A 23,664-nucleotide genomic window follows, 5' to 3' on the forward strand; every position below is an offset into this window, starting at 1 on the left:
TTGAGCCCATCGCGCGCTGTCGCGGCCTACAATATCGGCTGCCCCGCAATGACATCCCCCACCGATGGCCTCTGATTTCCTGCCCGTGCGCCGGGCCCTGCTCTCCGTTTCCGACAAGACCGGCCTGATCGACCTGGCCCGCGCGCTGGTGGCGCGTCACGTCGCGCTGCTGTCCACCGGCGGCACCGCCAAGGCGATCCGCGAGGCCGGTTTGCCGGTCACCGACGTCGCCGATCTGACCGGTTTCCCGGAGATGATGGACGGCCGCGTCAAGACCCTGCACCCGCTGGTGCACGGCGGCCTGCTCGGCCGCGCCGGCATCGATGAAGCGGTGATGGCCGCACACGGCATCGTGCCGATCGACCTGCTGGTGCTGAACCTGTATCCGTTCGAGTCGGTGACCGCCAAGGCCGATTGCACACTGGCCGATGCGGTGGAAAACATCGACATCGGCGGCCCGGCAATGCTGCGCTCGGCGGCGAAGAACTTCGCCCGCGTGGCGGTGGCCACCGACCCGGCGCAGTACGCCGAGTTGCTGGCCGAACTCGATGCCAACGACGGTCAATTGTCGGCGGCCAAGCGCTTTGCGTTGTCGGTGGCTGCGTTCAACCGCGTGGCGCAGTACGACGCGGCGATCAGCAACTATCTCTCGGCAGTGGCCGATAGCGCCGAAAGTGTGCCTACGCGCAGCCCGTTCCCGGCGCAGATCAATTCCAATTTCATCAAGGTGATGGACCTGCGCTACGGCGAAAACCCGCACCAGTCCGGCGCGTTCTACCGCGACCTGTATCCGGTGCCGGGCACCTTGGCCACCTTCCAGCAGTTGCAGGGCAAGGAGCTGAGCTACAACAACCTGGCGGATGCGGATGCGGCATGGGAATGCGTGCGCCAGTTCGATGCGCCGGCTTGCGTGATCGTCAAACACGCCAACCCCTGCGGCGTGGCGGTGGGCGCGGCCTGCGGCGATGCCTATGAGCTGGCCTATGCGACCGACCCGACCAGCGCCTTCGGCGGCATCCTGGCCTTCAACAAGACCCTCGATGCAGCGACGGCGAAAGCCATCCTGGATCGCCAGTTCGTCGAGGTGCTGATCGCGCCGGACTACGAGCCCGGCGCGCTCGAGTACGCAACCAAAAAAGCCAATGTGCGCGTGCTCAAGATCCCGCACGGCAACGGCCTCAACAACTACGACACCAAGCGCATCGGCTCGGGCCTGCTGATGCAATCGTCCGACAACCGCGGCATGTCGCTGGGCGAACTGAGCGTGGTCACCCAGCGCGCGCCCAGCGAGGCCGAGCTGGGCGATCTGCTGTTCGCCTGGCGCGTGGCCAAGTACGTCAAATCCAACGCCATTGTCTATGCCAAGGACAGCCGCACCATCGGTGTGGGCGCCGGGCAGATGAGCCGCGTGGTCAGCGCCAAGATCGCCGCGCTCAAGGCCGAGGAAGCCAAGCTCACGGTGGCCGGCTCGGTGATGGCCTCGGATGCATTCTTCCCGTTCCGCGACGGCATCGACGCCGCCGCCGCTGCCGGCATCAAGGCGGTGATCCAGCCCGGCGGCTCGATGCGCGACGGCGAAGTGATCGCCGCCGCCGACGAGCATGGCATCGCGATGGTGTTTACCGGCGTGCGGCATTTCAGGCACTGACGTGCCGGGATTCGGGAGTGGGGATTCGGGAGTGGCAACGTCGCTCTGGTCTCTCCTGTTTCCGGTCTCCGCCTTGCTTCAACAAATCCCCAATCACGACTCCCCAATCTCGGCACTCACATGAAAATCCTTGTCATCGGCTCCGGCGGCCGTGAACACGCCCTGGCCTGGAAGATCGCGCAGTCCGCGCGCGTGAGCGAGGTCCTCGTGGCGCCGGGCAATGCCGGCACCGCCACCGAGGCCAAGTGCCGCAATGTGGCGATCAAGGTCGATGATCTGGATGGCTTGCTCGCACTGGCGCAGCGCGAAGACGTCGCGCTGACCGTGGTCGGCCCGGAAGTGCCACTGGTGCTGGGCGTGGTCGACCGCTTCCACGCGGCCGGCCTGCGCATCTTCGGGCCGACCGCCAAGGCCGCGCAGCTGGAAGGCAGCAAGGCCTTCGCCAAGGATTTTCTCGCGCGTCATGGCATCCCGACTGCGTATTACGCGGTGCACACGGAAGTGGACGCAGCACTTGCCTATGTGCGCGAGAAAGGCGCACCGATCGTGGTCAAGGCCGACGGTCTGGCCGCCGGCAAGGGCGTGATCGTGGCGATGACGCTGAGCGAAGCCGAAGACGCGGTGCGCGACATGCTCTCGGGCAACGCCTTCGGCGATGCAGGCGCGCGCGTGGTGATCGAGGAATTTCTCGATGGCGAAGAAGCCAGCTTCATCTCGATGGTCGACGGCAAATACGCCTTGCCGATGGCCACCAGCCAGGACCACAAGCGCGTCGGCGATGGCGACACCGGCCCCAACACCGGCGGCATGGGCGCGTACTCGCCGGCACCGGTGGTCACGCCCGAGGTGCACGCGCGGGTGATGCGCGAGGTGGTCGAGCCCACCGTGCAAGGCATGATCGCCGACGGCGTGCCGTTCACCGGGTTTCTGTACGCCGGGCTGATGATGGATGCGCATGGCGCACCGAAGGTGATCGAATTCAACGTGCGCTTCGGCGACCCCGAAACCCAGCCGGTGATGCTGCGCCTGCAATCGGATCTGGTCGATCTGCTCGAAGCGGCCATCGATGGCAAGCTCGACAGCGCGCAAGCAAAGTGGGACCCGCGCCCCTCGCTGGGCGTGGTGATCGCGGCCAAGCCCTATCCGGAAACCCCGATCACCGGCGAGGTCATCACCGGCCTGGACCAGGTGCCGACCAGCGCCAAGGTCTTCCACGCCGGCACCGCGTTGAATGCCGACGGGCAGGTGATCAGCGCCGGTGGCCGCGTGCTGTGCGTGGCCGCCTTGGGCGACAGCGTGCAGGACGCACAGCGCACCGCGTATGCCGGCCTGCAGCCGATCCACTGGCCCAACGCCTTCCAGCGCAGCGATATCGGCTGGCGTGCGATCGCCCGCGAGCGCGACGCACAGGGCTGAGCACTCGCAACCACACCTTGCAAGGTCGTCAAGCGCGATACATGCCCGTGCAGTTGGCCGGACGCGCAGCTCACACAGCTGCGCGCAGGCACGTGCGGCTTGGCTGCGCTGCAGGCACCGTCGTCGCGCAATCGGCTCCAATCCGCACAAATGCCGGGCACTACTGACAAAGAATTAGCCGCCCTCCACACCGATGGCGCGTGCCTGCGGCAATAATGCCCAGGCACCTTGCCTTGCAGAGACTGTGGCCACTTCTTCCTTCGAAACCCGCCTGAGCCGCTTGTGGGCCCATGAAAAGGCCAGCTATGGCCTGCGTGTGTTCATTGCGCTGGCAGTGGCGATGGGCGTGTGCTGGCACTGGCAGCAACTCACCGCGGTGCCGGCGCTGTTTCTTGGCGCCATTGCCAGCGCCATCGCCGAGACCGACGACAACTGGCTGGGCCGCATCAAATCGGTGCTGCTCTCGCTGCTGTGTTTCGCCGCCGCTGCGGCCTCGGTGGTGCTGCTGTTTCCGTATCCGCTGGCATTCGTGATCGGCATGGCGGTGGCGACGTTTTCGCTGACCCTGCTCGGCGCACTGGGCGAGCGCTATGCCTCGATCGCGCAGGCCACCGTGGCCTTGTCGATCTACGCCATGATCGGCATGGACCAGCACGGCAGCCACGATCCGCTGATCGCCTGGCACGGTGCGGCGCTGCTGCTGATCGGCGCCACCTGGTACGGGGTGCTGTCGATCCTGTGGACCCTGCTGTTCGCCAACCGCCCGGTACGCGAGCGGCTGTCGCGGCTGTTCTTCGAACTGGGCCGCTATCTCAAGCTCAAGGCAGATCTGTTCGAACCGGTGCGGCAAAGCGACCTGCATGCGCGCCGGCTGGCGCTGGCCGAGCAGAACGCCAAGGTGGTCGGCGCGCTTAACGCCGCCAAGACCGCGATCATGAGCCGCTTCGGCCGCTCGGGGCGGCCGGGCGTGCAATCGGGCCTGTATTTCCGGCTGTATTACATGGCGCAGGAATTCCACGAGCGCGCCAGTTCCTCGCACTATCCCTACGAAGCGCTGACCGATGCGTTCTTCCATAGCGATGTGCTGTATCGCTGCCAGCGCCTGCTCGCGTTGCAAGGCAAGGCCTGCGCGGCGTTGGGCGAGGCGATCCGGCTGCGCCACCCGTTCGATTATGGCGACAACAGCCGTCTGGCCACCGAAGACCTGCGGCAATCGCTGGACTACCTGCACGCGCGTGCCGACCCGGCACTCGCACGTTTGCTCGGCGCGCTGGAATTGCTGGTCACCAACCTGCAGAGCATCGAACGCAAGCTGTCGGAGGCGGCGCAATCTGATTCCACCAGCGACAATCTCGACACCCGTCTGCGCGACTCCTCGCCGCACACCTTGCGCGAAATGGCCGCACGCCTGGGCCAGCAACTCACGCCCGGCTCGGTGCTGTTCCGCCATGGCCTGCGCATGGCCATCGCGCTGGTGGTCGGCTACGCCATCATGCAATCCATCCATGCCGACAACGGCTACTGGATCCTGCTCACCACCGCCTTCGTGTGCCGGCCCAACTACGGCGCCACACGCCTGCGGCTGGTGCAACGCATCGCAGGCACCTTGATCGGCCTGGTCGCCACCTGGGCGCTGATGCAGCTGTTTCCCGGCACCGAAGTGCAATTGCTGCTGGCACTGGCCGCCGCACTGATCTTCTTCATCACCCGCACCGATCGCTACATGCTGGCCACCGCCGGCATCACGGTGATGGCGCTGTTCTGCTTCAATTTGCTCGGCGATGGTTTCGTGCTGATCTGGCCGCGCCTGATCGACACGCTGATCGGTTGCGCGATTGCCGCGGCCGCCTCGTTCCTGATCCTGCCGGACTGGCAGGGCCGCCGCCTCAACCAGGTGATGGCCACCGTGCTGGCCAGCTGCGCGCGCTATCTGACCCAGGTACTGGAGCAATACGCCAGCGGTATGCGCGACGACCTGCCCTACCGCATCGCGCGCCGCGACATGCACAACGCCGATGCCGCATTGTCGGTGGCCTTGTCCAACATGCTGCGCGAACCGGGCCGCTATCGGCGCAATCTAGACGCGGGCTTCCGCTTCCTGGCGCTGTCCAACACCTTGCTTGGCTATCTGTCCGCACTGGGCGCGCACCGCGCCGCACTCGATGGCGAACACGACCCCAGCATCGCGCAGGCCGGCGACTACCTGCAGCGCGCGCTGGGCGAAATCGCCACCGCCTTGCGCGAACGCCAACCGTTGCCGGTGCACGACGAGACCGAAGAAGTGGCCACCGCCGAAGCGCTGGAACAACATGCCGTGCAACTACCGCCCAAGCAGCGCCTGGTGCGCGACCAGTTGGCACTGACCTTACGTTTGTTGCCCAAGCTGCGTGCTGCAGCGTTGGCGGTTACCACCGCGCCAGTAGAGAACACAACGCATTTGGCGATCAACAAGGCCTAACGCGTCCTTGTCTGTGGGCACGGATGCCGCGCAACCAATGCAGCATCCACGTGGACAGCCGGATAACGGGCGATGCGATGCGAGCACAGGCCACGTCCATCCGATAGCCGCGTCGTCGCTCTGTCAGCCGCACTTACTTCCACTGCTTGCGCGCCACGCTCAGCCACACCCACCCCAACGCCGCCACGGCCAGCACTGCGCCACCGATCACCACGCCGTTCCAGCCGGCCTGCGCATACGCCGCCGTGCCCAATGTCGAACCCACCGCGCCGCCGATGAAGTAGCAGGTGATGTAGGCCGAGGTGATGCGATTGCGCGCATTGGGATTGCGCTGATAGATCACGCTCTGGTTGGCGATATGCACGCCTTGCACCGCGATATCCAGCAGCAGCACGCCGACGATCAGCAAGCCGATCGATTGCGGCGCAAACGCCAGCAATCCCCACGACAGCAGCAACATCACCAGACCGCCCCAACTGACCCGATCGCCATGCCCGTGATCGGACCAATGCCCGGAGCGATTGGCGGCCAGCGCACCAGCCGCACCGATCAAACCGAACAGCCCGATCACCGCCGTGCCATAGCCATAACGTGGCCCGGACAGCAAAAACGCCAGCGTGGTCCAGAACATGCTGAAGCCGGCAAAGATCATCCCGCCCAGCACCGCGCGCGAACGCAGCACCGCATCGTCGCGCAACAGCGTCAGCACCGATCCCACCAACTGCGGATACGACAGCTGCGCATTGCCCGGATGCCGCGGCAGCCCGCGCCACAGCAGCCAGGCGGTGACCAGCAATGAACCTGATGCGATCCAGTACACCGTATGCCAGCCGCCAACACCGGCCAGCACCCCGGCGGCCGTCCGCGCCAGCAGGATGCCCAGCAATAACCCGCTCATCACCGTGCCGATCACCCGCCCGCGCTCCTTGGGCGCGGCCAGGGTCGCCGCAAACGGCACCAGAATCTGCGCCGCCACCGAGCTGGCACCGGTCACGATGGTGCCCGCCAGCAACATGCCGAAGCTGTGCGAGGCCGCGCTCACCAGCAGGCCGAGCGCGCTGAGTACGAACAGCCCGACGATCAGCCCGCGCCGCTCCAGCCGGTCGCCCAGCGGCACCAGCAACAGCAACCCCGCCGCATAGGCCAGCTGCGCAGCGGTCACCACCGCCCCGGCACTGCGCACCTGGATCCCGAATGCCTGTGCCAACGTCTCCAGCAACGGCTGCGCGTAGTAGTTGCTCGCCACCGCCAGCCCGGTGGCGGCGGCCATCAGCAGCACCAGCCGGCGCGGCAATGGCGGGTGGGCAATCGGTTCGACGGTCATGGCAGGTGCCTGCTGAAGGAATGGGCGCAGTGTGGGCAGCGACGCCGCATCTTTCCAATGTATTGTTTTCACCGTGTCCATCGCGTTTTGAGATCGCATGCTGACCCTGCGCCAACTGGAATTTGCCGTGGCCGTGGCCGAGGAAGGCGGCTTTACCGCTGCCGCACGCCGTTGCAACACCGTGCAATCGGCGCTCAGCCACCAGGTCGCCAAGATCGAGGAAACCCTCGGCGCGCGCCTGTTCGAACGCGGCACCCGCCAGGTGCGGCCCACCGCAGCCGGCGAGGTATTCCTGCATAACGCCCGCGAAACCTTGCGCGCGGCCGAGCGCCTGCACGAGGAAATGGCACAGGCCCTGGGCACGGTGCGCGGCCGGCTCACGCTGGGGCAGATCTCCTCGCTCACCACCGTGCAGCTGCCGACGCTGCTGCGCGCGTTTCGCAGCGCGCATGCGCGGGTGGACGTGCACCTGCGCACCGCGATGAGCGAGGCCCTGCTGCACGACCTGAGTGAAGGCCGGCTGGATGTAGCCCTGGTCGGCGTCGGCCCGCAGCTCGCGGTGCCGGAACAGCGCCTGCTGCTGCATGAGGAAGCCCTGTCCTTGATCGTGGCGCCCACCCATCGCTTCGCCACGCGCAAGCGGGTGGCGCTGGCCGAGCTGGACGACGAACCGATGGCCGGGCTGATCGCCGGCGCCGGCGTGCGCGGCATCGTCGATGCGGCCTTCGCGCAGGCCGGTTTGCGGCAGCGCCAGCAATACGAGGTCACCCATGCCGATCTGGTGCGCGAACTGGTTGCCGCCGACCTGGGCGTAGGCATCGTGCCGCAGACCATGGCTGCGGCCATGCGCGGGGTGGTGACAGTCGCGCTGAAGGAGCGCTTCGGCTTTTTGACCTATGCGGTGTGGCGGCCCGATCCCACCCCGGCCGCGCGTGCCTTCATGGCGCTGCTGCGCGCCCAGGCCACGCGACGTGCGCCATCGGCACGCGCGCCGCGCTGAGCGCATCGGCCATGCACCAGCCCGCCGTGGAAGCCTGCTAGGCTGCGCGCGTTCGCAAAGGAAACTGCATGTCCGGTCACAGTCAGTTCGCCCTGCTCAGGCAGCGCCGCTTCTTGCCGTTCTTCGCCGTGCAGGCGTTGGGCGCGTTCAACGACAATGTCTATCGGCAGGCAATCATCGGCCTGTTGTTCTACCTGGGCATCGATGCGGCGCAGCGCACGCTCTACACCAATCTGGCGCCGGCACTGTTCATCCTGCCGTACTTCCTGTTCTCCGCGCTGGCCGGGCAGATCGCCGAGAAGCTGGAGAAGCAGAAACTCATCGTGATCACCACCACGATGGAGATCGCGATCATGTCGCTGGCCGCGGTCGGCTTTCTCACAGAGAACATGGTGATATTGCTGATCGCGTTGTTCTGCACCGGCCTGCAGTCCACGCTGTTCGGGCCGGTGAAATATTCGATCCTGCCCTCGGTGCTCAAACCCGAGGAACTCACTGGCGGCAATGGCCTGGTCGAGATGGGCACCTCGATCTCGATCCTGTGCGGCATGATCTTCGGCGGGCTGATCTTCCAGATCGCCGGCAGCCACGGACCGGTCGCCGCGGCCACCGCAGTCATTGCCATTGCCGTCACCGGCAACCTGGTCGCGCGGCTGGTGCCCAAGGTCGATGCCGGCGCGCCCGAGCTGACCATCAACTGGAACCCCATTCCCGAATCGCGCGCCATCATGCGCCTGACCCGGCGCACGCCGGCAGTGCGCAACGCGGTGCTCGGGGTGTCGTGGTTCTGGTTCGTCGGCACCGTGCTGACCGCCCAGTTGCCCACTTACGCGCAGGTCAATCTAGGCGGCCAGCAGGATCTGTACGTCTTCGCGCTGGCGCTGTTTTCGATCGGCACCGGCGTGGGGTCGTTGCTGTGCGAACGGCTGTCCGGGCGCACCGTGGAAATCGGGTTGGTGCCGCTGGGTGCGTTCGGCATCAGCGCGTTTTTGCTGGATCTTTATTTCGCGCGCCCGGGCGCTGCGCCCGCCAGCAATCTGTCGATCAGCCAGTTCGTGCAGCAGCCCGGCAGCGTGCGTTTGATCGTGGATCTGGTCGGCATCGGCCTGTTCACCGGTTTGTTTGTGGTGCCGTTGTTCGCGCTGATCCAGAGCCGCACGCCCAAGGCCGAACTCTCGCGGGTGATTGCCGGGCTCAACATCCAGAACTCGTTGTTCATCGTCACCGCGGCCATCATCGGCATCGCGCTGCAGTTGCCGCAGCTGGTGCTGTTCGGGGTGCGCATTCCGCTGCCGGGCCTGAGCATTCCGCAGGTGTTTCTGGCGTTGGCGCTGGCCAATACGCTGGTGGCGCTGTGGATCTTCACCCTGGTGCCCGAGTTCCTGATGCGCTTTCTCAGCTGGGTGCTGGTGAGCGTGCTGTATCGGCTGCGCCTGCACGGCATCGAGCGCCACGTGCCGGATGAAGGCGCCGCGCTGCTGGTCTGCAACCACGTCAGCTACATGGACGCGCTGATCCTGTCGGCGGTGATTCCGCGCCCGGTACGCTTTGTCATGTACTACAAGATCTTCCGTATCCCGGTGATGCGCTGGATCTTCCGCACCGCCAAGGCGATTCCGATCGCCGGCGCGCGCGAAGACCCCGCGCTGATGCAGCAGGCCTTCGACCGCATCGATGCGGCGCTGGCCGACGGCGAGCTGGTGTGCATCTTCCCCGAGGGCGCATTGACCAAGGATGGCGAGATTGCGCCGTTCAAATCTGGCGTGGAAAAGATCCTCGAGCGCCGCCAGGTGCCGGTGATTCCGATGGCGCTGCGCGGCATGTGGTCGAGCATGTGGAGCCGCCGCGACACCCGTCTGGGCCGCATGCGCGTGCCGCGCAGGATGCGCGCGCATATCGAAGTGGCCGCCGCGGCAGCGGTTCCCGGCAACGAGGCGACCGCCGCGCTGCTCGAACAGCAGGTGCGGGCGCTGCGTCAGGATCAGCCATAAGTGCGGCGAGCGCGGGCTTTGCGTCCGTCGCGCGCCGCGAGTAGCCTGTGCGCCATCACACGTTTTGCCGCCGCGCTCGCCTGGCGAACGCGACAGGTCGTCTTGGGGGAAGTCGTCGTGCTCAACATCATCGCGCCTGAGGCATCTGCCGCGATCGGCTGCTGCTCATTGCAGAGGCCGGCGATCGCGCCGGTAGCCATGTGCGGCCGTTGTGTACCCGTGCCTACGACCGTCGCCAGTGCTGCGGCACGCACCCGATAACCCTCCCCACTCACCCATCAGTTCGCAGTCGTTTACCACCCAAGGAGCTTCACCATGAGTGCCATCCCACCGCCGATCCACCCCTCGTCCAGCGCCGCACCCGGCCCGGTCCCCAACCACCTGATCTGGGCGATCGTCTCCACCGTGCTCGGCTTCTGCCTGTGCTGCCCGGCCCTGATCAGCGGCATCGTGGCGATCGTGTTCTCCAGCAAGGTCAACGGCCTGCTCAACCAGGGCGACATCGACGGCGCACGTCGCGCCTCCAACACCGCCAAGACCTGGTGCATCGTGACCAGCGTGCTGGCCGTCATCGGCCTGCTGATCAACATCGGCATGGTCGCCACCGGCGGCATGCAGGGCTACATGGACTACATGCAGCAGTTGCAGCACATGCAGTAATGGAACTGCGTCCACGCCATTGGCTTGGACTCGGGGCGGCCACCAGCGTGGCCGCCTTCGGCGTGAGCTTGTTGTATCGCTTCGATCCGAACGCGAGCAACAGCCCGTTCCCGCCCTGCGTGTTCCGTGCCGTGACCGGCTGCTATTGCCCCGGTTGCGGCATGACCCGCGCGCTGTACGCGCTGGTGCACTTCGATCTCCCCGGCGCCTTCGCCATGAACCCCGCCGCCGTGCTCGGCCTGTTCACCCTGCCCGGCCTGATCGCCTGGAAAGCCGGGTGGCGCGCGCGCTGGTTCGCACCCATCGTGGCAGTGATGTCCGAGCCGAAGTTCTGGTTATGGGCGCTGCCCACGTATTGGGTTGCCAGGAATTTGCCTTGGTACCCGTTTACCTTGCTGGCACCGGGTTAGCAGGTCGCGAACAGCCGCTCGATCGAAATGAAGGCTGCGCGGCTACCGCACCCACCCGGCAATCACCAGCAGCGCCAGCACCACCATCCACAGCAGCAGCACGCGCCAGACCAGGCTCATCGCATCGCGCACTTCCGGCAGGCGGCGCCACACCGGCACCAATCCCGAATCGGTGTAGTCGTGCGCTTCCTCGCGTAATTCGGCACTGACGCTGGCACGCGCCACCGCACCCAAGAAGTGCGGCTCCAACGACCAGCGATTGCCGTGCGCTTGCCGCCAGGCGCGGAACACCGTGTCGAAATTGCCCACCAGCGCCATCGAGACGGTGATCAACTGCGCCACCGGCCATTCCAGCGCGGCCAGCAGCCAACGCGCGCCGGCCAGATTGCGGGGCGGCAGCAGCACCGACAGCGGGCTTTCCACCGCCAACGCCGTGAGCCGATACAGCACAGCCCCGAACGGCCCCAGCAGCAAAAACCACCACAACACTGCGAACCAGCGCCGCAGGCCGTTAACCACCACCGCTTCCACCAACGACGGCGCATCTTCGTGCACGCTGCCGCCGGCTGCCTGCAACTGCGCAATCGCATCGCGACGTGCGCCGGGCTCGTCGGCATCGATCACCGCTTCCACATCGCGATCCAGATCGCGCGGCCCCCAGGTCCAGGCCAGCACCGCCACACCGAACAGCAAGGCCAAAAACCCGCGCCACACATCGTCCAGCAGCCATTGCAGCAGCAGGACAACCAGCAAGGCAGGCAACAGCGCCAGCAGCACGCCATAGCGCCCCTGCCACGCACCGCGCCCGGCCGCATGACTGTCCAGCCGGCGCAACCAGTGGGCGAACCATTCAAAACGTCGCAGCCGCACCACGTGAGCAGGCACCAGGTGCCCCAGTGCGAGTGCGACGACGACAGCAACCAGGGTGGTGAACATGGGTGGGCCTCCTCAGCCGAGTCTAGCCGAGCCGACGACAGCACACCTGATCTGCCCGCGTTGCAGTGATCGGCCAGGCTCAACCATGCGTGCGGTGCCAGTGCTCGATCAGCGCGCGCGCGATGGAAATACGTGGCGGCAAGCCGATGCTGCCCTCGCCCGCCAATGCAGCGGTGACCTCGGCATGCGTGACCCAACGCGCGTCTTCCAGCTCGCCGGTCACCTGCGGCACCTCGGTGGCTGCAGCACGCGCGGTAAAGCCCAGCATCAACGCACCCGGGAAAGGCCACGGTTGCGCGCCCAGATAGCGGCAGTCCTGCACAAGCACGCGGGTTTCCTCGAACACCTCGCGCGCCACCGTCTGCTCCAGCGATTCGCCGGGTTCGACGAAGCCGGCAATCACCGAATACCGCCCCGGCGCCCAACTTGCCTGCCGCCCCAACAACACGCGCGCGCCATCGCTGACCGCCACGATGATGGCCGGATCCACGCGCGGGTAATGCTCGGTCTGACACTGCGTGCAATGCGCGATGAAGCCGGCACGCCGGAAGGCGATCGCCCCGCCACACACGCCGCAAAACCGCGTGCGCGACTGCCAATGCAACATCGCACGCGCATAGGCGAAGGCTGTGGCGATGTCGGCCGGCCAATCGGCAGCGGCCTGCCGCAGATCGATGCTTTGCGGCGCCTGCACGCCGCTCTGATCGGCCGGCAAGCAAAACCAGCCGACGTCATCGCGCAGGCCCAGAAAAATCGCCGCCTCCGGCCCGTCGCCAAGCGCCGCGCCCTCCATCAGCAAGGGCTGGCCCTGCGCGTCGGCGAGCGCAGCGCCCTTGGCATCGAGCAACAAGACGCGGCCCCGTGGCCACAGACGCGCCAATGCGTCGGGATCGTCACGCAACAGATCGCCACGATCAAGCGGCGCGTGAGTGAAGGCACATTCGGAGGTTGAAAAGAGAGACTCGGACATCGGCGCAAGCCTGCCGATAATCGGCATCGCCTGCAACCGTCGCACACGCTCTGACGGCCTCACTACCGGCGCCTGTTCAGACGTGGATGCCAGCAGCGCCAGCCGGTTGATTGCCGCGTGGTGACAGCAAGGCGCGCGCTGCCAGGATCGCGAGGCAGCGCGCGCAGTTGTCACAGCACTCAGACAACGATGTCCGACTCGGCCGTCATTCCTCAGCCTCGCCGCTCGCATCGGCACGGCGGCGTCACTGGGCAGGCTTGCGACAGATCCCTGGCCTGCAGATCATCCGCATCCCGCAGATCGAATCGAGCCGATGAGCGTCGCGTCAGCGCTGCTTGTCCAGCAACTGATGCCGCACGGCGACGATGCACGGTTCATTGGTCGTCAGATGGACGAATGCCGAGTTGTCGTTGGGGTCGCCACTGCCGATGTCGACCAGCGCTACCTGGGTGCTGCCGCGACGTTTGAAGCCGGCGATCGCAGTCACCGCGTTCTTGAGCGGGATGGTCGCGTCGTTGGACGAACCGCACAGCAGCGTTGGCGTCTTCGGTTTCCAGTCCAGCAGATCGTTGCGCGCCAGATCCTTACGGAACGGGCTGTTGGGGTTGCTGGCAACATCACGGTAGAACCCGGGCTGGAAATACGCCTTGAGCTGATCGATCCCAGGCAGCGTATCGCCAAGGACCAGATCGGTCAGGCCCAGCTTGCCGGGGAACAGCGCCTCGACCCTGGCCGCCCACGGATCCTGAAACACCTGCCCAGCGGCCAGATAGATATTGCGATACGTGTGCTGCATCGCGACGATGGCGTAGCTGCCCAAAATGATGCCGAAACTGCTTTCGCCTACCGCGTTGCTTCCGCTCCAGCTGTCCACAAAGGTCTGCTCCAGCGCGTAGGGCCCGGAGATCGGCGCGCTGGCAACCAACTGAAATTCCTTGGACAGATGCGCCTCGATCTCCCGCTGGGTGGCCAGTGCGGCATGGCCGCCTTGCGAATACCCCGACAGCATCACCTTGCCGGACAGCGGCGTGTTCAACCGCTGCAGAACGCTGCGCGCCGCGCGTAGCGCATCGACCGTCGCACTCGCCTCGGACGCGCTATGCAGGTAGGGATGGAAGCCGTAGTTGGATTTGCCAAGTCCCAGATAATCGCTGCTGACCACCACATAGCCTTGGCTGGCCAGACGCGTGACTAGCGGGTCGTCACCCTTGGCGTCACGAATGTCCTTGGCCTGCTCCTCATTGCGAATGGTCGCGGTCGACCGGCCCCAGCCCAGCAGCGGATAGGGCCCGCTGCAGCGCTCGCCACCTGGAATCAGCACCACGCCCGATGCGGTGGCCGGTTCGCCATTGACGCCGATCGTTGCATAGGTGAACTCAGCCACGCGCACGTTGCATTTGGGCTGTTCGGCCGCTGGCTCGGAGGCAAGCGATACGGCAATCGCATCCCGGGTGTAGCTGGTCAGAAAATTGCTGTTGAGCAAGGTGCCACGTGCAGGCGATGCCTGGGCGCTAGGAGCAAACACCGCGCCGGCGATGCCAAGCATGGTCAACAGGCCGAACGCCGATCGGGATGTGAGTTGCAACATGATGAGATGTTCTCTGGTGAAGGAACGGAACGGGCACGTCACGCAGGATCGGCATCTAGCTGTCCGATCAACGCGGGAGCTGGCAATGTGGTCGCGACGCCATGGCATGGGATGGGTGCTGTGTGCGGCACGCTCGCTCGGTGCAATGGCAAGTGCCGCCAGCGCGCGTCAGGTCGAGACACGATGCAGGGATGAGGCGAGCATGTCGTAGCACCGGCATTGAGCATGCGGGCAGTATGGCCGCCGCCACGCGCGCGCCACCTCGCGCGCACGAAGCTTGCGCGCGCCCGGCGAAACCCGCAGCACGGAAATGTTTGCAACGCGTTAGACATGCGCTCTGGTGGCGCATCGCGCACCACCGACACCTTGGCGATCATCCGCGCAGTGCGTGGATCCCATCACCCGGCGCTTAAAAAATCGACCACCGCATCGACGACACGCGCAGGCCGAAGCAACCGCGCCTGGTTTAGACGCTGAAGCTGCTACCGCACCCGCAGGTGGTCTTGGCATTGGGATTGCGGATCACGAACTGCGCACCGGTCAGGCTTTCGGTGTAGTCCACTTCGGCACCCATCAGGTATTGCAGGCTCAGCGGGTCGACCAACAGCGTCACGCCATCGGTGGCCACGGACAGGTCGTCTTCGGCACGGTTCTCATCGAACTCGAAGCCGTACTGGAAGCCGGAACAGCCGCCGCCCTGGATGTACACACGCAACGCCAGCTCGGCATTGCCTTCTTCCTGGATCAGCTCGCGCACCTTGGCGGCGGCGGCCACGGAAAAGTTCAGTGGCCGGTCGATGGACTGATAGTCCGGTGCCGGGGCGGCGGTGGGAAGCGAAACGAGCGTGCTCATGGCGTCAGCATGGGGGCCAGGCGGCCCCACTTCAAGCGGTGGCTGCCGAACCCCGTGCCGCGCTTCAGCCGCGCACAAGGCATTCAGGCGTCGGCGGTTTCGGCTTGCAGGGCCTTGACCGGCTCGGCGCGGCTGGCGTCCGGCGCCGGCAACGCGGCAGTTGCGCCTGCACTGGCGGCGTGGATCAACCGTCCGGTGAGCTGCGCACCGGCGCTCATCTCCACCACCTGGTAATGCACATTGCCCTCCACGCGCGCGTTGGCGGCCAGTTCGACCCGCTCGGCGGCATGCACATCGCCGGTCAGCTGGCCGTTGATGATCACCACCGGCGCGCGCACTTCACCCTCGATACTGCCCTGCTCGGCCACCGTCAGGATGGCGCTGGCGCCGTCTTCGGCAATGACCTTGCCCAGGATGCGGCCTTCCACATACAGCCCGCCGCTGAACATCAGGTCGCCGCGAATGATCACTTGCGGCCCGATCAAGGTGTCGACCACGGTCTGCGCACCACGGTTGGACTTGTTTCCGAACATAGAGCTACTCCCCCGCGCCATTGCCGGCGACTTTCCAGTCGAATGTCTGATTGACCGGCGCCCCATCGCCGCTCAGGGAGATTTTGACACGTTGCGGAGTGAAATCCTTCGGCAGGATCACGCTGCCGTCCAATTGCTGAAAATAGCGGAACGAATACGGCTGCCCGGCGGCGTCGGGTTTCTGGTGCAGCTCGTTCCAGCTCACCGTCACCAGCTTGCCGGCGCGCACGCCTTCCACCGCAAAGCGCAGCTGCCCCTGGCTGATCGCGCCGCGGTTGAGGTTCTGGGTCAGCACCACGCTGTAATTCCAGGTGCCGCCGGCCTCGGCGGTGAACTGCACCGAATGCGCATTGAGCCCCTTGCGCTGCGCGGTGGAGCCCACCAGCCGCTCGTAGAACGCCACATCGGCGCGTAGTGCGGCGATCTGTTCGTCGCGCTCTGCCAGCGAGGCCTGCACCTCGGTATTGGCGGCGCGGCTGATCTTGTCGGACATCGCCAGATTGACCTGGCGCTGCTGTAGTTGCTCGATCAGCCGTCGTTGCTGGGCCTGGCTACGCTGCGCCTGCTGCAACGCCGCCTCGGCCTCGACCAGACGCGGCGCGGCGGTGCGGCTGGCCATCCACCACACCCCGCCCAGCGATGCCAGCCACACCAGGACGATCACCAACCACAGCCAGCGGCCGCTGGAACGGCCACCACCCGAGTCACGTTGGACGATCTGAACGCGTGCGGCTGGTCGCATGGGCATCGGGTCCGGACAGGCCGGCGCAGTCATGGGCGGCGTAGTGTGCCAGAGCGCCACCGACCGTCGTGCTGGCGCTGGACCGGCGGTTAGCCCAAAGTTCTGCCAAAATTCTGCGATAGTTCTGCAATTGTTTGCAGAGACTGACGACGCCATGAGCGAAGCCCACCTGTTCGTGATCGGCATCCTGCTGGCCTGGCTGGCCGGCATCCGTGTCTATCTCACCGTGTTCGGCGTCGGCCTGGCCGGCCTGCTCGGCTGGATCGAACTGCCGCCCGCCCTGCACCCGGCACAGTCCTGGTGGGTACTGGGCACCTCGGGCGCACTGGCCGTGGCCGAATTCTTCGCCGACAAGATCCCCGGCGTGGATTCGGGCTGGGACCTGCTGCAGACGCTGGCCCGCGTGCCGGCCGGTGCGTTTCTGGCTGCAGCCACGCTCTCGCCCGATGGCGATCTGGGCACGGGCGCACTGGCGGCCGGCGCAGGCGTGGCGCTGACCAGCCACACGCTCAAGGCCGGCACCCGCGCCTTGCTCAACACCTCGCCGGAGCCGGCCAGCAACTGGATCGCATCGCTCACCGAAGACGCCGTCGCCACCACCGCACTGGCGCTGGCACTGGCGCATCCGTGGCTGGCACTGAGTGTTGCAGTGGGCTCCAGCGTGCTCGCCGCGCTGGTGGTGTGGTGGGTATGGCGCCTGCTGTGGCGGGGCATGCGTCGGCTGGTTGCGCCCACGCGTGCAGCCACCACGCCGGCTGCACGCAGGTCCCCGCTATCGTGAAGTTCATCGCATAATCATCGCGACTGCAGGGAGTATCGATGGCCGCCCGAGATCCGGTTCCTTTCACCCGTGACGACACCGCCACGCGCAATCGTCTGCTGCGCGCAGAGACGCCGCCGGCCGACTATTGGCGCCGTTGGGGCGACGAGACGGCTGCTTCCGACAGCGCTGCGCCGGTGAGTGCGGCAATCATTCCCGCACCTGCGGGCGTGGCCGCGCCGGGAGCTCAGGCGCAAACGGTGACCTCGATCAGCGCTGCGCGCGCCACGCCGGCAGCACCGCCATCCGCAACGCAGGCGGCAACCCGCGAAGGCGACGGCAGCGTGGCGGCAGATGCGCCATATCGCGTGCTGATCGTCGAAGACGACCGCTCGCAAGCCTTGTTCGCACAAAGCGTGTTGCACGGTGCCGGCATGCATGCGCAGGTGGAAATGACCGCCGCCAGCGTGCCGCAGGCGATCCAGGACTACCACCCGGATCTGATCCTGATGGATCTGCACATGCCCGAGCTGGACGGCATCCGCCTGACCACCTTGATCCGCCAACAACCCGGCCAGCAGTTGCTGCCGATCGTGTTCCTGACCGGCGACCCGGATCCGGAGCGCCAGTTCGAAGTGCTCGACAGCGGCGCCGACGATTTCCTGACCAAGCCGATCCGCCCGCGCCACTTGATCGCCGCAGTGTCCAACCGCATTCGCCGCGCGCGCCAACAGGCGCTGCAACAGACCGGCGAACAGGTCAGCGTGCGCAGCAATCCGGAAACCGGCTTGCCGACGCGCAACCATGTGATGGGACTGCTCGCCGAGGCGCTGGCGCGCAAGCAGTCCGGCGGCTTGTTCTTCATCGAAATCGCCAGCGCACTCGGCTTGCGTGAGCGCTATGGCTACGCTGCCTACGAGCGCTTGATGACCCAGGCCGGCCATCGCCTGGCTAGTGCTGCGCACCCGTATCCGCTGGCGCGTTTGAACGACAACAGCTTTTTGCTGCTGGGCGTGGACATGCCGGAAAACAGTCTGGAACAGCATGCGCTGGAGATCCGCCAGCGGTTGTCCGCCAATGCCTTCTCGGTGCGCGAAGAAGAATCCGTGCACGTGCGCTGCGCCATTGGCGTCGCACCGCTGGGACTTGGCTTCGACGACACCGGCAGCGCGCTGGAAGCGGTCGAACGCACCGCCCTGCAGGCACGCCTGCGCAGCGACGGCGTGCAGGTCTACCTGGCCCCCAGCCAGGCCGAGCAACAGGAACAACTGCGCCTGGTCGAAGGCCAGCTCGAACTGGCCTATCAGCCCATCGTGGCGGTGGCCGGCGGCGACACCGCGCAGTACCAGGTGCTGCTGCGGCTGCGCCAGGCCGATGGCACGCTGCTGTCGGCCGGCCAGGTGATTCCCGCCGCCGAAGCGGCCGGACGCATCGCCGATTTGGACCAGCAGGTCATGGACCACGCGCTCGGCCTGCTGCATCTGTACCAGCATGCCCATCCGCCGCTGCGCCTGTTCGTCTCGCAATCCCCGCGCACACTGGCGCGCGATGCCTTCGCCGACTGGCTGCTCGCGGCGCTGGTCGAACGCGGCGTGGCCGGGCAATCGCTGATCGTGGATCTGCGCCTGGACGATGCCTTGATCCACGCGGTCACCGTGCAGCAGTTCTGCGCCAAGCTGATGCCGGCCGGCGTGCAGTTCTGCCTCAGCCAGTTCGAGCCCGGCGACGAAGCCAACGCGCTGTTGAGCCAATTGCCGCTGAGTTTCGTGCGCATGGCCAACCGCTTTGCCGACGCCCACGGCAATGCCACAGTGCGCGATCAACTGCGCAGCGTGATCGATATCGCCCATCAGCGCGGTTTGCTGATCATCGGCCAGCGCATCGAAGATCCGCAGGCGGCTGCGGCGATGTGGATGAGCGGCGTGGACTTCATCCAGGGCAACCTGGTGCAGACGGTCGGCAAGGAACTGGACTTCGACTTCACGAACGCGGTGCTGTGAAGTGACAGCGCGGGCAGGAGCCCTTCGCGCCTGGAGCAGCCTGGCCACGCTGGCCGCCCTTGCCGCAGCGCTGGGGGCAGGCCTGCAGTGGTCTGCCATCGATGGTCCCTGGCTGGCGTTGACGGCAACATCTGCAGCGCTCGCGGTGGTATTGGGCGTGTGCGCTGCCATCGCTGCGTATCGCAGTGCACGCGCGCAGCATGCGTTGGCACAACGCCTGGAAGAAGCCGAGGTCGCCCGCGAGCGCCTGCAGCAGGAGCTGCAACGCCAGGGCGAACTCGAACAGGAACTGCTGCGCGCCAAGCAGGCCGCCGAGGCCGCCACGCTGGCCAAGGGCGAATTCCTGGCCACCATGAGCCATGAGATCCGCACCCCGCTCAACGGCATCATTCCGATGCTGGAACTGATCTCCAGCGGCCAGCTCAGCCTGGATCAGCGCGACATGCTGCAGACCGCCACCGGCAGTTCGCTGCAGCTGCTGCGCATCGTCGACGACATCCTCGACTACTCCAAACTCGAAGCCAACAAGCTCGAACTGGAGATCACCACCTTCAACCTGCGCGAACTGCTCGACGGCGTCGTGCAGCTGTTGCAGCGCACCGCCGAAGGCCGCCAGTTGCGCATCGGTCTGGAGATCGAGCCATCGGTGCGCCTGCTGGTGCGCGGCGACCCGATCCGCCTGCGCCAGGTGCTGGGCAACCTGATCGGCAATGCAATCAAGTTCACCGAACGTGGCAGCGTGGATATCCAGCTGCGTCGTCTTGGCGAAACCCGCGCTCAGCATCTGCTGCGCTTCCAGATCCGCGACACCGGGATCGGCATTGCGCAGGACCAGCAGGCGCGTCTGTTCCGCTCCTTCGCCCAGGCCGACGCCTCCACCACCCGCCTGTACGGCGGCACCGGGCTGGGGCTGGCGATCTGCAAGCGCATCATCGACCTGATGGGCGGCCGCATCGGGGTGGAGTCCGAGCCCGGGCGCGGCGCCACCTTCTGGTTCGAGATCCCGCTGCTCAAGGTCATTGGCGACCTGCAGCAGAACACCGGCGCCGATGCCGCACGCGTCATGGTGATCAGTTCCGACACGCGCCTGTCGCAGCGCCTCAAGCGCCTGCTCGACAGCTGGGGCGTGTCGAGTGTGCTGATGGAAACCACCCAGGAAGCGCTGGAGCGCGTGCGCCGCCACAGCGATACCGAAGGTTTCCGCTGCGTTATCGCCGACCACGACACGCTGCGCTACAGCGCCCGCGCCGTGCATCGCGCATTGGCCCAGCCCGCAGACCTCGGCGGCTCGCGCCTGATCTGGCTCTACGGCGACGAGCCGGTGCCGTCCGAACTGCAGGACCACGCCACCCTGGTGCCGCGCCAGAGTCCGGACGAGACCCTGCGCTCGCTGGTGCTGCCGCCCGATCCGAAGCCGGCCCAATCGCTCACGCTGGCCTCGGCGATGATCCCCGAGCCGTTGGCGCCACCGCTGACCAACGCACGCGAGGTGCGCATCCTGCTGGTGGAAGACAACCCGGTGAATTTGCTGGTCGCGCAGAAGCTGCTGGCGGTGCTCGGCTTCGACGCCGACACCGCCACCGATGGCGAAGCCGCGCTAAGCAGCATGGAATCCACCCGCTACGACATGGTCTTCATGGATTGCCAGATGCCGGTACTGGACGGCTATGCCGCCACCCGGCGCTGGCGCGCGATGGAAACCGAAAGTGGCGGCCGCCCGATCCCGATCGTGGCGATGACTGCCAACGCCATGGCCGGCGATCGCGAACGCTGCCTGGCCGCCGGCATGGACGACTATCTGTCCAAGCCGGTCGCGCGCGAACAACTGGATGCCTGCCTGCAGCGCTGGCTGCCACGCCAGCCTGCGCTGCCCGGTCCGACCAGTGGTGGCGCAGCCAGTGTGGAGTCCGAAAGCGCCAGCAACGCCGCTCAGGCGCGTGCGCTGCCGATCCTGGACAACAGCGTCATCGACGAGTTGTACGAGGTGGCGGGCGCAGACACCATCACCATCCTGCAGCTGTTCCTGGAAGATGCGCCGGGCATCATTGAACGACTGGAAACCGCAGCAGCCAATCGCGACAGCATGCAGCTGCGCGACTTGGCCCACACGCTCAAGTCGTCCAGCGCCAACGTCGGCGCCCAGGCGGTCTCCAACGCAGCACGCCGCATCGAACTGGCCGCACGCACCGGCACCGTCGAACGCCCATCGGTCATGGTGGCGCTGGTCATCGCCGAATACGCGCGCGCCCGCCTGGCACTGTTAGGCCAGGTCGCCCGCCTGCAAGCCAAGACCCACGCCGCCAGCTGAGCGATCAGGAGCCTGTGCCGAGTCATACCAGCCAGCCAATAAAACGCGCCGCCCAAGAACAACCCCACAGCTCCCTTAGCAGACCTCAATCGTCCAGCTTGGTCAGCAAATAATTCGGCTCGCCAATCCGCGCCACCAGATCCAGCTGCGTCTCCAGCCAGTCGATGTGCTCTTCTTCCGACTCCAGGATGTCCACCAGCAGCTGACGGCTCACATAGTCGTTGACGGTCTCCGCATACGCCACCGCCTCGCGCAGCACCGCCACCGCTTCGCGCTCAAGCGCCAGATCGCAACGGAACATCTCGGTCGGGTTCTCACCGATACGCAGCTTGCCCAGTGCCTGAAAATTGGGAAGCCCCTCGAGGAACAGAATGCGGTCGGACAGCTTGTCCGCATGCTTCATCTCGTCGATGGATTCCTTGTACTCATGCTCGGCCAGTTCTTTCAGGCCCCAGTTCTTCAGCATCTTGGCGTGCAAGAAGTACTGGTTGATCGCAGTGAGTTCGTTGTAGAGCACCTTGTTGAGGTACTCGATGACTTTGGTATCGCCCTTCATGCGATGTCTCCGAGACAGTGAGCCGGCCGCACTCTAACGCGTTGGCGCGGCGCATGAAGGAACGCGAATCGTGATCAGTTGCGGGACGCGTGGGTCGACCGCTGTGTGGAGCGCCGTACCGGCCTTAGCCTGGGACGACCTCGCGCTCGATCTCGAAGGAAAACCGTGGACGGCGCAATCCTGGAGAGATGTTCGAGAGACGCTGGTCGGAGCTACCGGCCGTCACAGCGCGCGACGGCAAACGCCTCAGGCTGCGCTCGCCAGTCCCAGCATGGGCAACGGCAGCGCGCGGGTCGCGTGCGCCTGGCTCAGCAGGTCGCTGGCCATCTCCAGGCACGAACCGCAGTTGGAACCGCAGCCGGTGCGCATGGTCAGCTCGGCCAGGCTGGCGCAGCCACTCTGGGCCGCTTCGCGGATCTGGTGGTCGGTGACCCCATTACAGATGCAGACGTACACGGTATCGGTCGGGTGCTGGCGATCCGGAGAGGACCGGGACTGATTGCACCGCAAACGAGAATAGGTGTCAATTCCAAACGTTAATCATTATTAATCCGCACCGTACGAGCCCCGCTGCGCTTACGCGGACGCTTGCGTGGGCTGTCGTGCCCCGCTGCGCTGCTGCCCGGCAACCACGCCTCCAGCGCACGCTCGGGCATCACACCGACAGCGGCCGGCCCCGCCAGGTTCTGCGCCAGTGGCGCCAGATGGCGTAGCGCACGCGCGTAGACGCCGCGTTTGAACATCACCACATGCTCGACCGGATACCAGAAATCCACCCAGCGCCAGTGGTCGAACTCCGGAGTATCGGTATGGTCGAGCTTGAGATGGGATTCTTCGCCAGTGAATTGCAACAGGAACCAGACCTGCTTCTGGCCGATGCATACCTGGCGCTCGTTGCGACGCACCGCCCGGCTGGGCAGGCGATAGCGTAGCCATCCAGGGGTGGCGCCGAGCACGGACACATGCTCGGGCAACAACCCGGTTTCTTCGCGCAACTCGCGGTACATGGCTTCGACGGGTGTCTCGTCGGTATTCATGCCACCTTGCGGGAACTGCCAGCCGTCCCTGCGCACACGTCGTGCCCAGAACACCTGACCGTCTTGCCGCATCAGCACGATGCCAACGTTTGGCCGGAAGCCGTCCGGATCGATCACGATGCGGACTCCTGAAAATCTACTGTCACCGACTCTGCCACGGCGACGGCCAGCTCACAAGCTGAAAACGAAATGCTTGACAACACACGGACGCTTGGTAAGAATTGCCGGCTCCCTAGGCTATGTAGCTCAGCCGGTTAGAGCACAGCACTCATAATGCTGGGGTCGGTGGTTCGAGTCCACCCATAGCCACCAAGGTATTCATGCGCACATTGGCATGCGATAATCTTGGACCAACACGTTTTATTGCCCCGTCGCCAAGCGGTAAGGCACCTGACTCTGACTCAGGCATCGGTGGTTCGAATCCATCCGGGGCAGCCAAACACAGAAGGTCCGATCGAAAGATCGGGCCTTTTT

General features: G+C 65.8%; 20 protein-coding genes and 2 tRNA genes. 12 read left to right on the plus strand and 10 right to left on the minus strand.

Annotated elements, in window-relative coordinates:
• The first annotated feature begins 64 nt into the window (after window positions 1–64).
• From purH to yccS, 3 genes are all read left to right on the plus strand, one after another.
• Window positions 65–1,648, plus strand: coding sequence for a bifunctional phosphoribosylaminoimidazolecarboxamide formyltransferase/IMP cyclohydrolase (purH, locus tag AC1KVG_RS07625; RefSeq protein WP_481094005.1), 1,584 nt, complete (start codon window positions 65–67; stop codon window positions 1,646–1,648).
• Between the two features lie 120 nt (window positions 1,649–1,768).
• Window positions 1,769–3,064 (plus strand): phosphoribosylamine--glycine ligase, encoded by a 1,296-nt coding sequence (gene purD / locus AC1KVG_RS07630; protein ID WP_481094006.1) that lies wholly within the window; start codon window positions 1,769–1,771, stop codon window positions 3,062–3,064.
• A gap of 244 nt (window positions 3,065–3,308) precedes the next feature.
• Window positions 3,309–5,522: a YccS family putative transporter gene (yccS, locus tag AC1KVG_RS07635; protein WP_481094007.1), complete on the plus strand. Its 2,214-nt coding sequence runs from the start codon at window positions 3,309–3,311 to the stop codon at window positions 5,520–5,522.
• A 133-nt stretch (window positions 5,523–5,655) separates the two neighbouring features.
• Here the strand turns inward: yccS and AC1KVG_RS07640 are convergent, their stop codons facing one another.
• Entirely contained in the window at window positions 5,656–6,846 is a 1,191-nt protein-coding gene (locus AC1KVG_RS07640; protein WP_481094008.1) for an MFS transporter, read from the minus strand.
• A gap of 97 nt (window positions 6,847–6,943) precedes the next feature.
• Between AC1KVG_RS07640 and AC1KVG_RS07645 the strand changes: the two genes are divergently transcribed.
• The 4 genes from AC1KVG_RS07645 (at window position 6,944) to AC1KVG_RS07660 (ending at window position 10,907) form a co-directional block, all read left to right on the plus strand.
• Window positions 6,944–7,846 (plus strand): LysR family transcriptional regulator, encoded by a 903-nt coding sequence (locus AC1KVG_RS07645; protein WP_481094009.1) that lies wholly within the window; start codon window positions 6,944–6,946, stop codon window positions 7,844–7,846.
• A gap of 68 nt (window positions 7,847–7,914) precedes the next feature.
• Window positions 7,915–9,837, plus strand: coding sequence for an MFS transporter (locus AC1KVG_RS07650; protein ID WP_481094010.1), 1,923 nt, complete (start codon window positions 7,915–7,917; stop codon window positions 9,835–9,837).
• A gap of 315 nt (window positions 9,838–10,152) precedes the next feature.
• Window positions 10,153–10,497, plus strand: coding sequence for a CD225/dispanin family protein (locus AC1KVG_RS07655; protein ID WP_006450995.1), 345 nt, complete (start codon window positions 10,153–10,155; stop codon window positions 10,495–10,497).
• Window positions 10,497–10,907 (plus strand): DUF2752 domain-containing protein, encoded by a 411-nt coding sequence (locus AC1KVG_RS07660; protein WP_481094011.1) that lies wholly within the window; start codon window positions 10,497–10,499, stop codon window positions 10,905–10,907. Before AC1KVG_RS07655 ends, AC1KVG_RS07660 begins: the two co-directional genes overlap by 1 nt.
• Before the next feature lie 42 nt (window positions 10,908–10,949).
• On the opposite strand, the gene AC1KVG_RS07665 is transcribed toward AC1KVG_RS07660, so the two are convergent.
• The 6 genes from AC1KVG_RS07665 to AC1KVG_RS07690 form a co-directional block, all read right to left on the minus strand.
• A complete protein-coding gene (locus tag AC1KVG_RS07665; RefSeq protein ID WP_006450997.1) occupies window positions 10,950–11,843 on the minus strand; it encodes a membrane protein in 894 nt (297 codons plus the stop codon).
• Window positions 11,844–11,922: 79 nt separating this feature from the next.
• Window positions 11,923–12,813, minus strand: a complete 891-nt coding sequence (gene nudC / locus AC1KVG_RS07670) for an NAD(+) diphosphatase (RefSeq protein ID WP_481094012.1) — start codon at window positions 12,811–12,813, stop codon at window positions 11,923–11,925.
• Between the two features lie 325 nt (window positions 12,814–13,138).
• Window positions 13,139–14,401 (minus strand): lipase family protein, encoded by a 1,263-nt coding sequence (locus AC1KVG_RS07675; protein ID WP_481094013.1) that lies wholly within the window; start codon window positions 14,399–14,401, stop codon window positions 13,139–13,141.
• Window positions 14,402–14,867: 466 nt separating this feature from the next.
• Window positions 14,868–15,254: an iron-sulfur cluster insertion protein ErpA gene (gene erpA, locus AC1KVG_RS07680; RefSeq protein WP_006451000.1), complete on the minus strand. Its 387-nt coding sequence runs from the start codon at window positions 15,252–15,254 to the stop codon at window positions 14,868–14,870.
• Between the two features lie 83 nt (window positions 15,255–15,337).
• Entirely contained in the window at window positions 15,338–15,787 is a 450-nt protein-coding gene (locus AC1KVG_RS07685; RefSeq protein ID WP_154844370.1) for a bactofilin family protein, read from the minus strand.
• A gap of 4 nt (window positions 15,788–15,791) precedes the next feature.
• On the minus strand, window positions 15,792–16,529 hold the full coding sequence (locus AC1KVG_RS07690) for a DUF6776 family protein (RefSeq protein ID WP_168958086.1): 738 nt from the start codon (window positions 16,527–16,529) through the stop codon (window positions 15,792–15,794).
• 154 nt (window positions 16,530–16,683) lie between these two features.
• Between AC1KVG_RS07690 and AC1KVG_RS07695 the strand changes: the two genes are divergently transcribed.
• From AC1KVG_RS07695 to AC1KVG_RS07705, 3 genes are read left to right on the plus strand one after another with little or no spacing between them, the layout of a single operon-like run.
• The gene (locus AC1KVG_RS07695; protein ID WP_043888886.1) at window positions 16,684–17,310 is read left to right on the plus strand and encodes a DUF4126 domain-containing protein; all 627 of its coding nucleotides are present in this window, start codon (window positions 16,684–16,686) and stop codon (window positions 17,308–17,310) included.
• A 38-nt stretch (window positions 17,311–17,348) separates the two neighbouring features.
• On the plus strand, window positions 17,349–19,289 hold the full coding sequence (locus tag AC1KVG_RS07700) for an EAL domain-containing protein (RefSeq protein ID WP_481094014.1): 1,941 nt from the start codon (window positions 17,349–17,351) through the stop codon (window positions 19,287–19,289).
• A 40-nt stretch (window positions 19,290–19,329) separates the two neighbouring features.
• A complete protein-coding gene (locus tag AC1KVG_RS07705; RefSeq protein ID WP_481094109.1) occupies window positions 19,330–21,597 on the plus strand; it encodes an ATP-binding protein in 2,268 nt (755 codons plus the stop codon).
• An 85-nt stretch (window positions 21,598–21,682) separates the two neighbouring features.
• Here the strand turns inward: AC1KVG_RS07705 and bfr are convergent, their stop codons facing one another.
• The 3 genes from bfr to AC1KVG_RS07720 all read right to left on the minus strand — a co-directional run bounded on the left by bfr (window position 21,683) and on the right by AC1KVG_RS07720 (window position 23,307).
• The gene (bfr, locus tag AC1KVG_RS07710) at window positions 21,683–22,153 is read right to left on the minus strand and encodes a bacterioferritin (protein ID WP_005990707.1); all 471 of its coding nucleotides are present in this window, start codon (window positions 22,151–22,153) and stop codon (window positions 21,683–21,685) included.
• Between the two features lie 246 nt (window positions 22,154–22,399).
• Window positions 22,400–22,609 carry a (2Fe-2S)-binding protein gene (locus AC1KVG_RS07715; RefSeq protein WP_006451006.1) on the minus strand — a complete coding sequence of 70 codons (210 nt, stop codon included), beginning with the start codon at window positions 22,607–22,609 and terminating at the stop codon, window positions 22,400–22,402.
• A gap of 80 nt (window positions 22,610–22,689) precedes the next feature.
• Window positions 22,690–23,307 carry an RNA pyrophosphohydrolase gene (locus AC1KVG_RS07720; protein ID WP_006451007.1) on the minus strand — a complete coding sequence of 206 codons (618 nt, stop codon included), beginning with the start codon at window positions 23,305–23,307 and terminating at the stop codon, window positions 22,690–22,692.
• Window positions 23,308–23,425: 118 nt separating this feature from the next.
• Between AC1KVG_RS07720 and AC1KVG_RS07725 the strand changes: the two genes are divergently transcribed.
• Both AC1KVG_RS07725 and AC1KVG_RS07730 read left to right on the plus strand, forming a co-directional pair.
• Window positions 23,426–23,502, plus strand: a tRNA-Met gene (locus AC1KVG_RS07725).
• A gap of 52 nt (window positions 23,503–23,554) precedes the next feature.
• A tRNA-Gln gene (locus AC1KVG_RS07730) sits at window positions 23,555–23,628 on the plus strand.
• Window positions 23,629–23,664: the final 36 nt, after the last annotated feature.

It is taken from the genome of Xanthomonas sp. NCPPB 3959 (assembly GCF_056675575.1).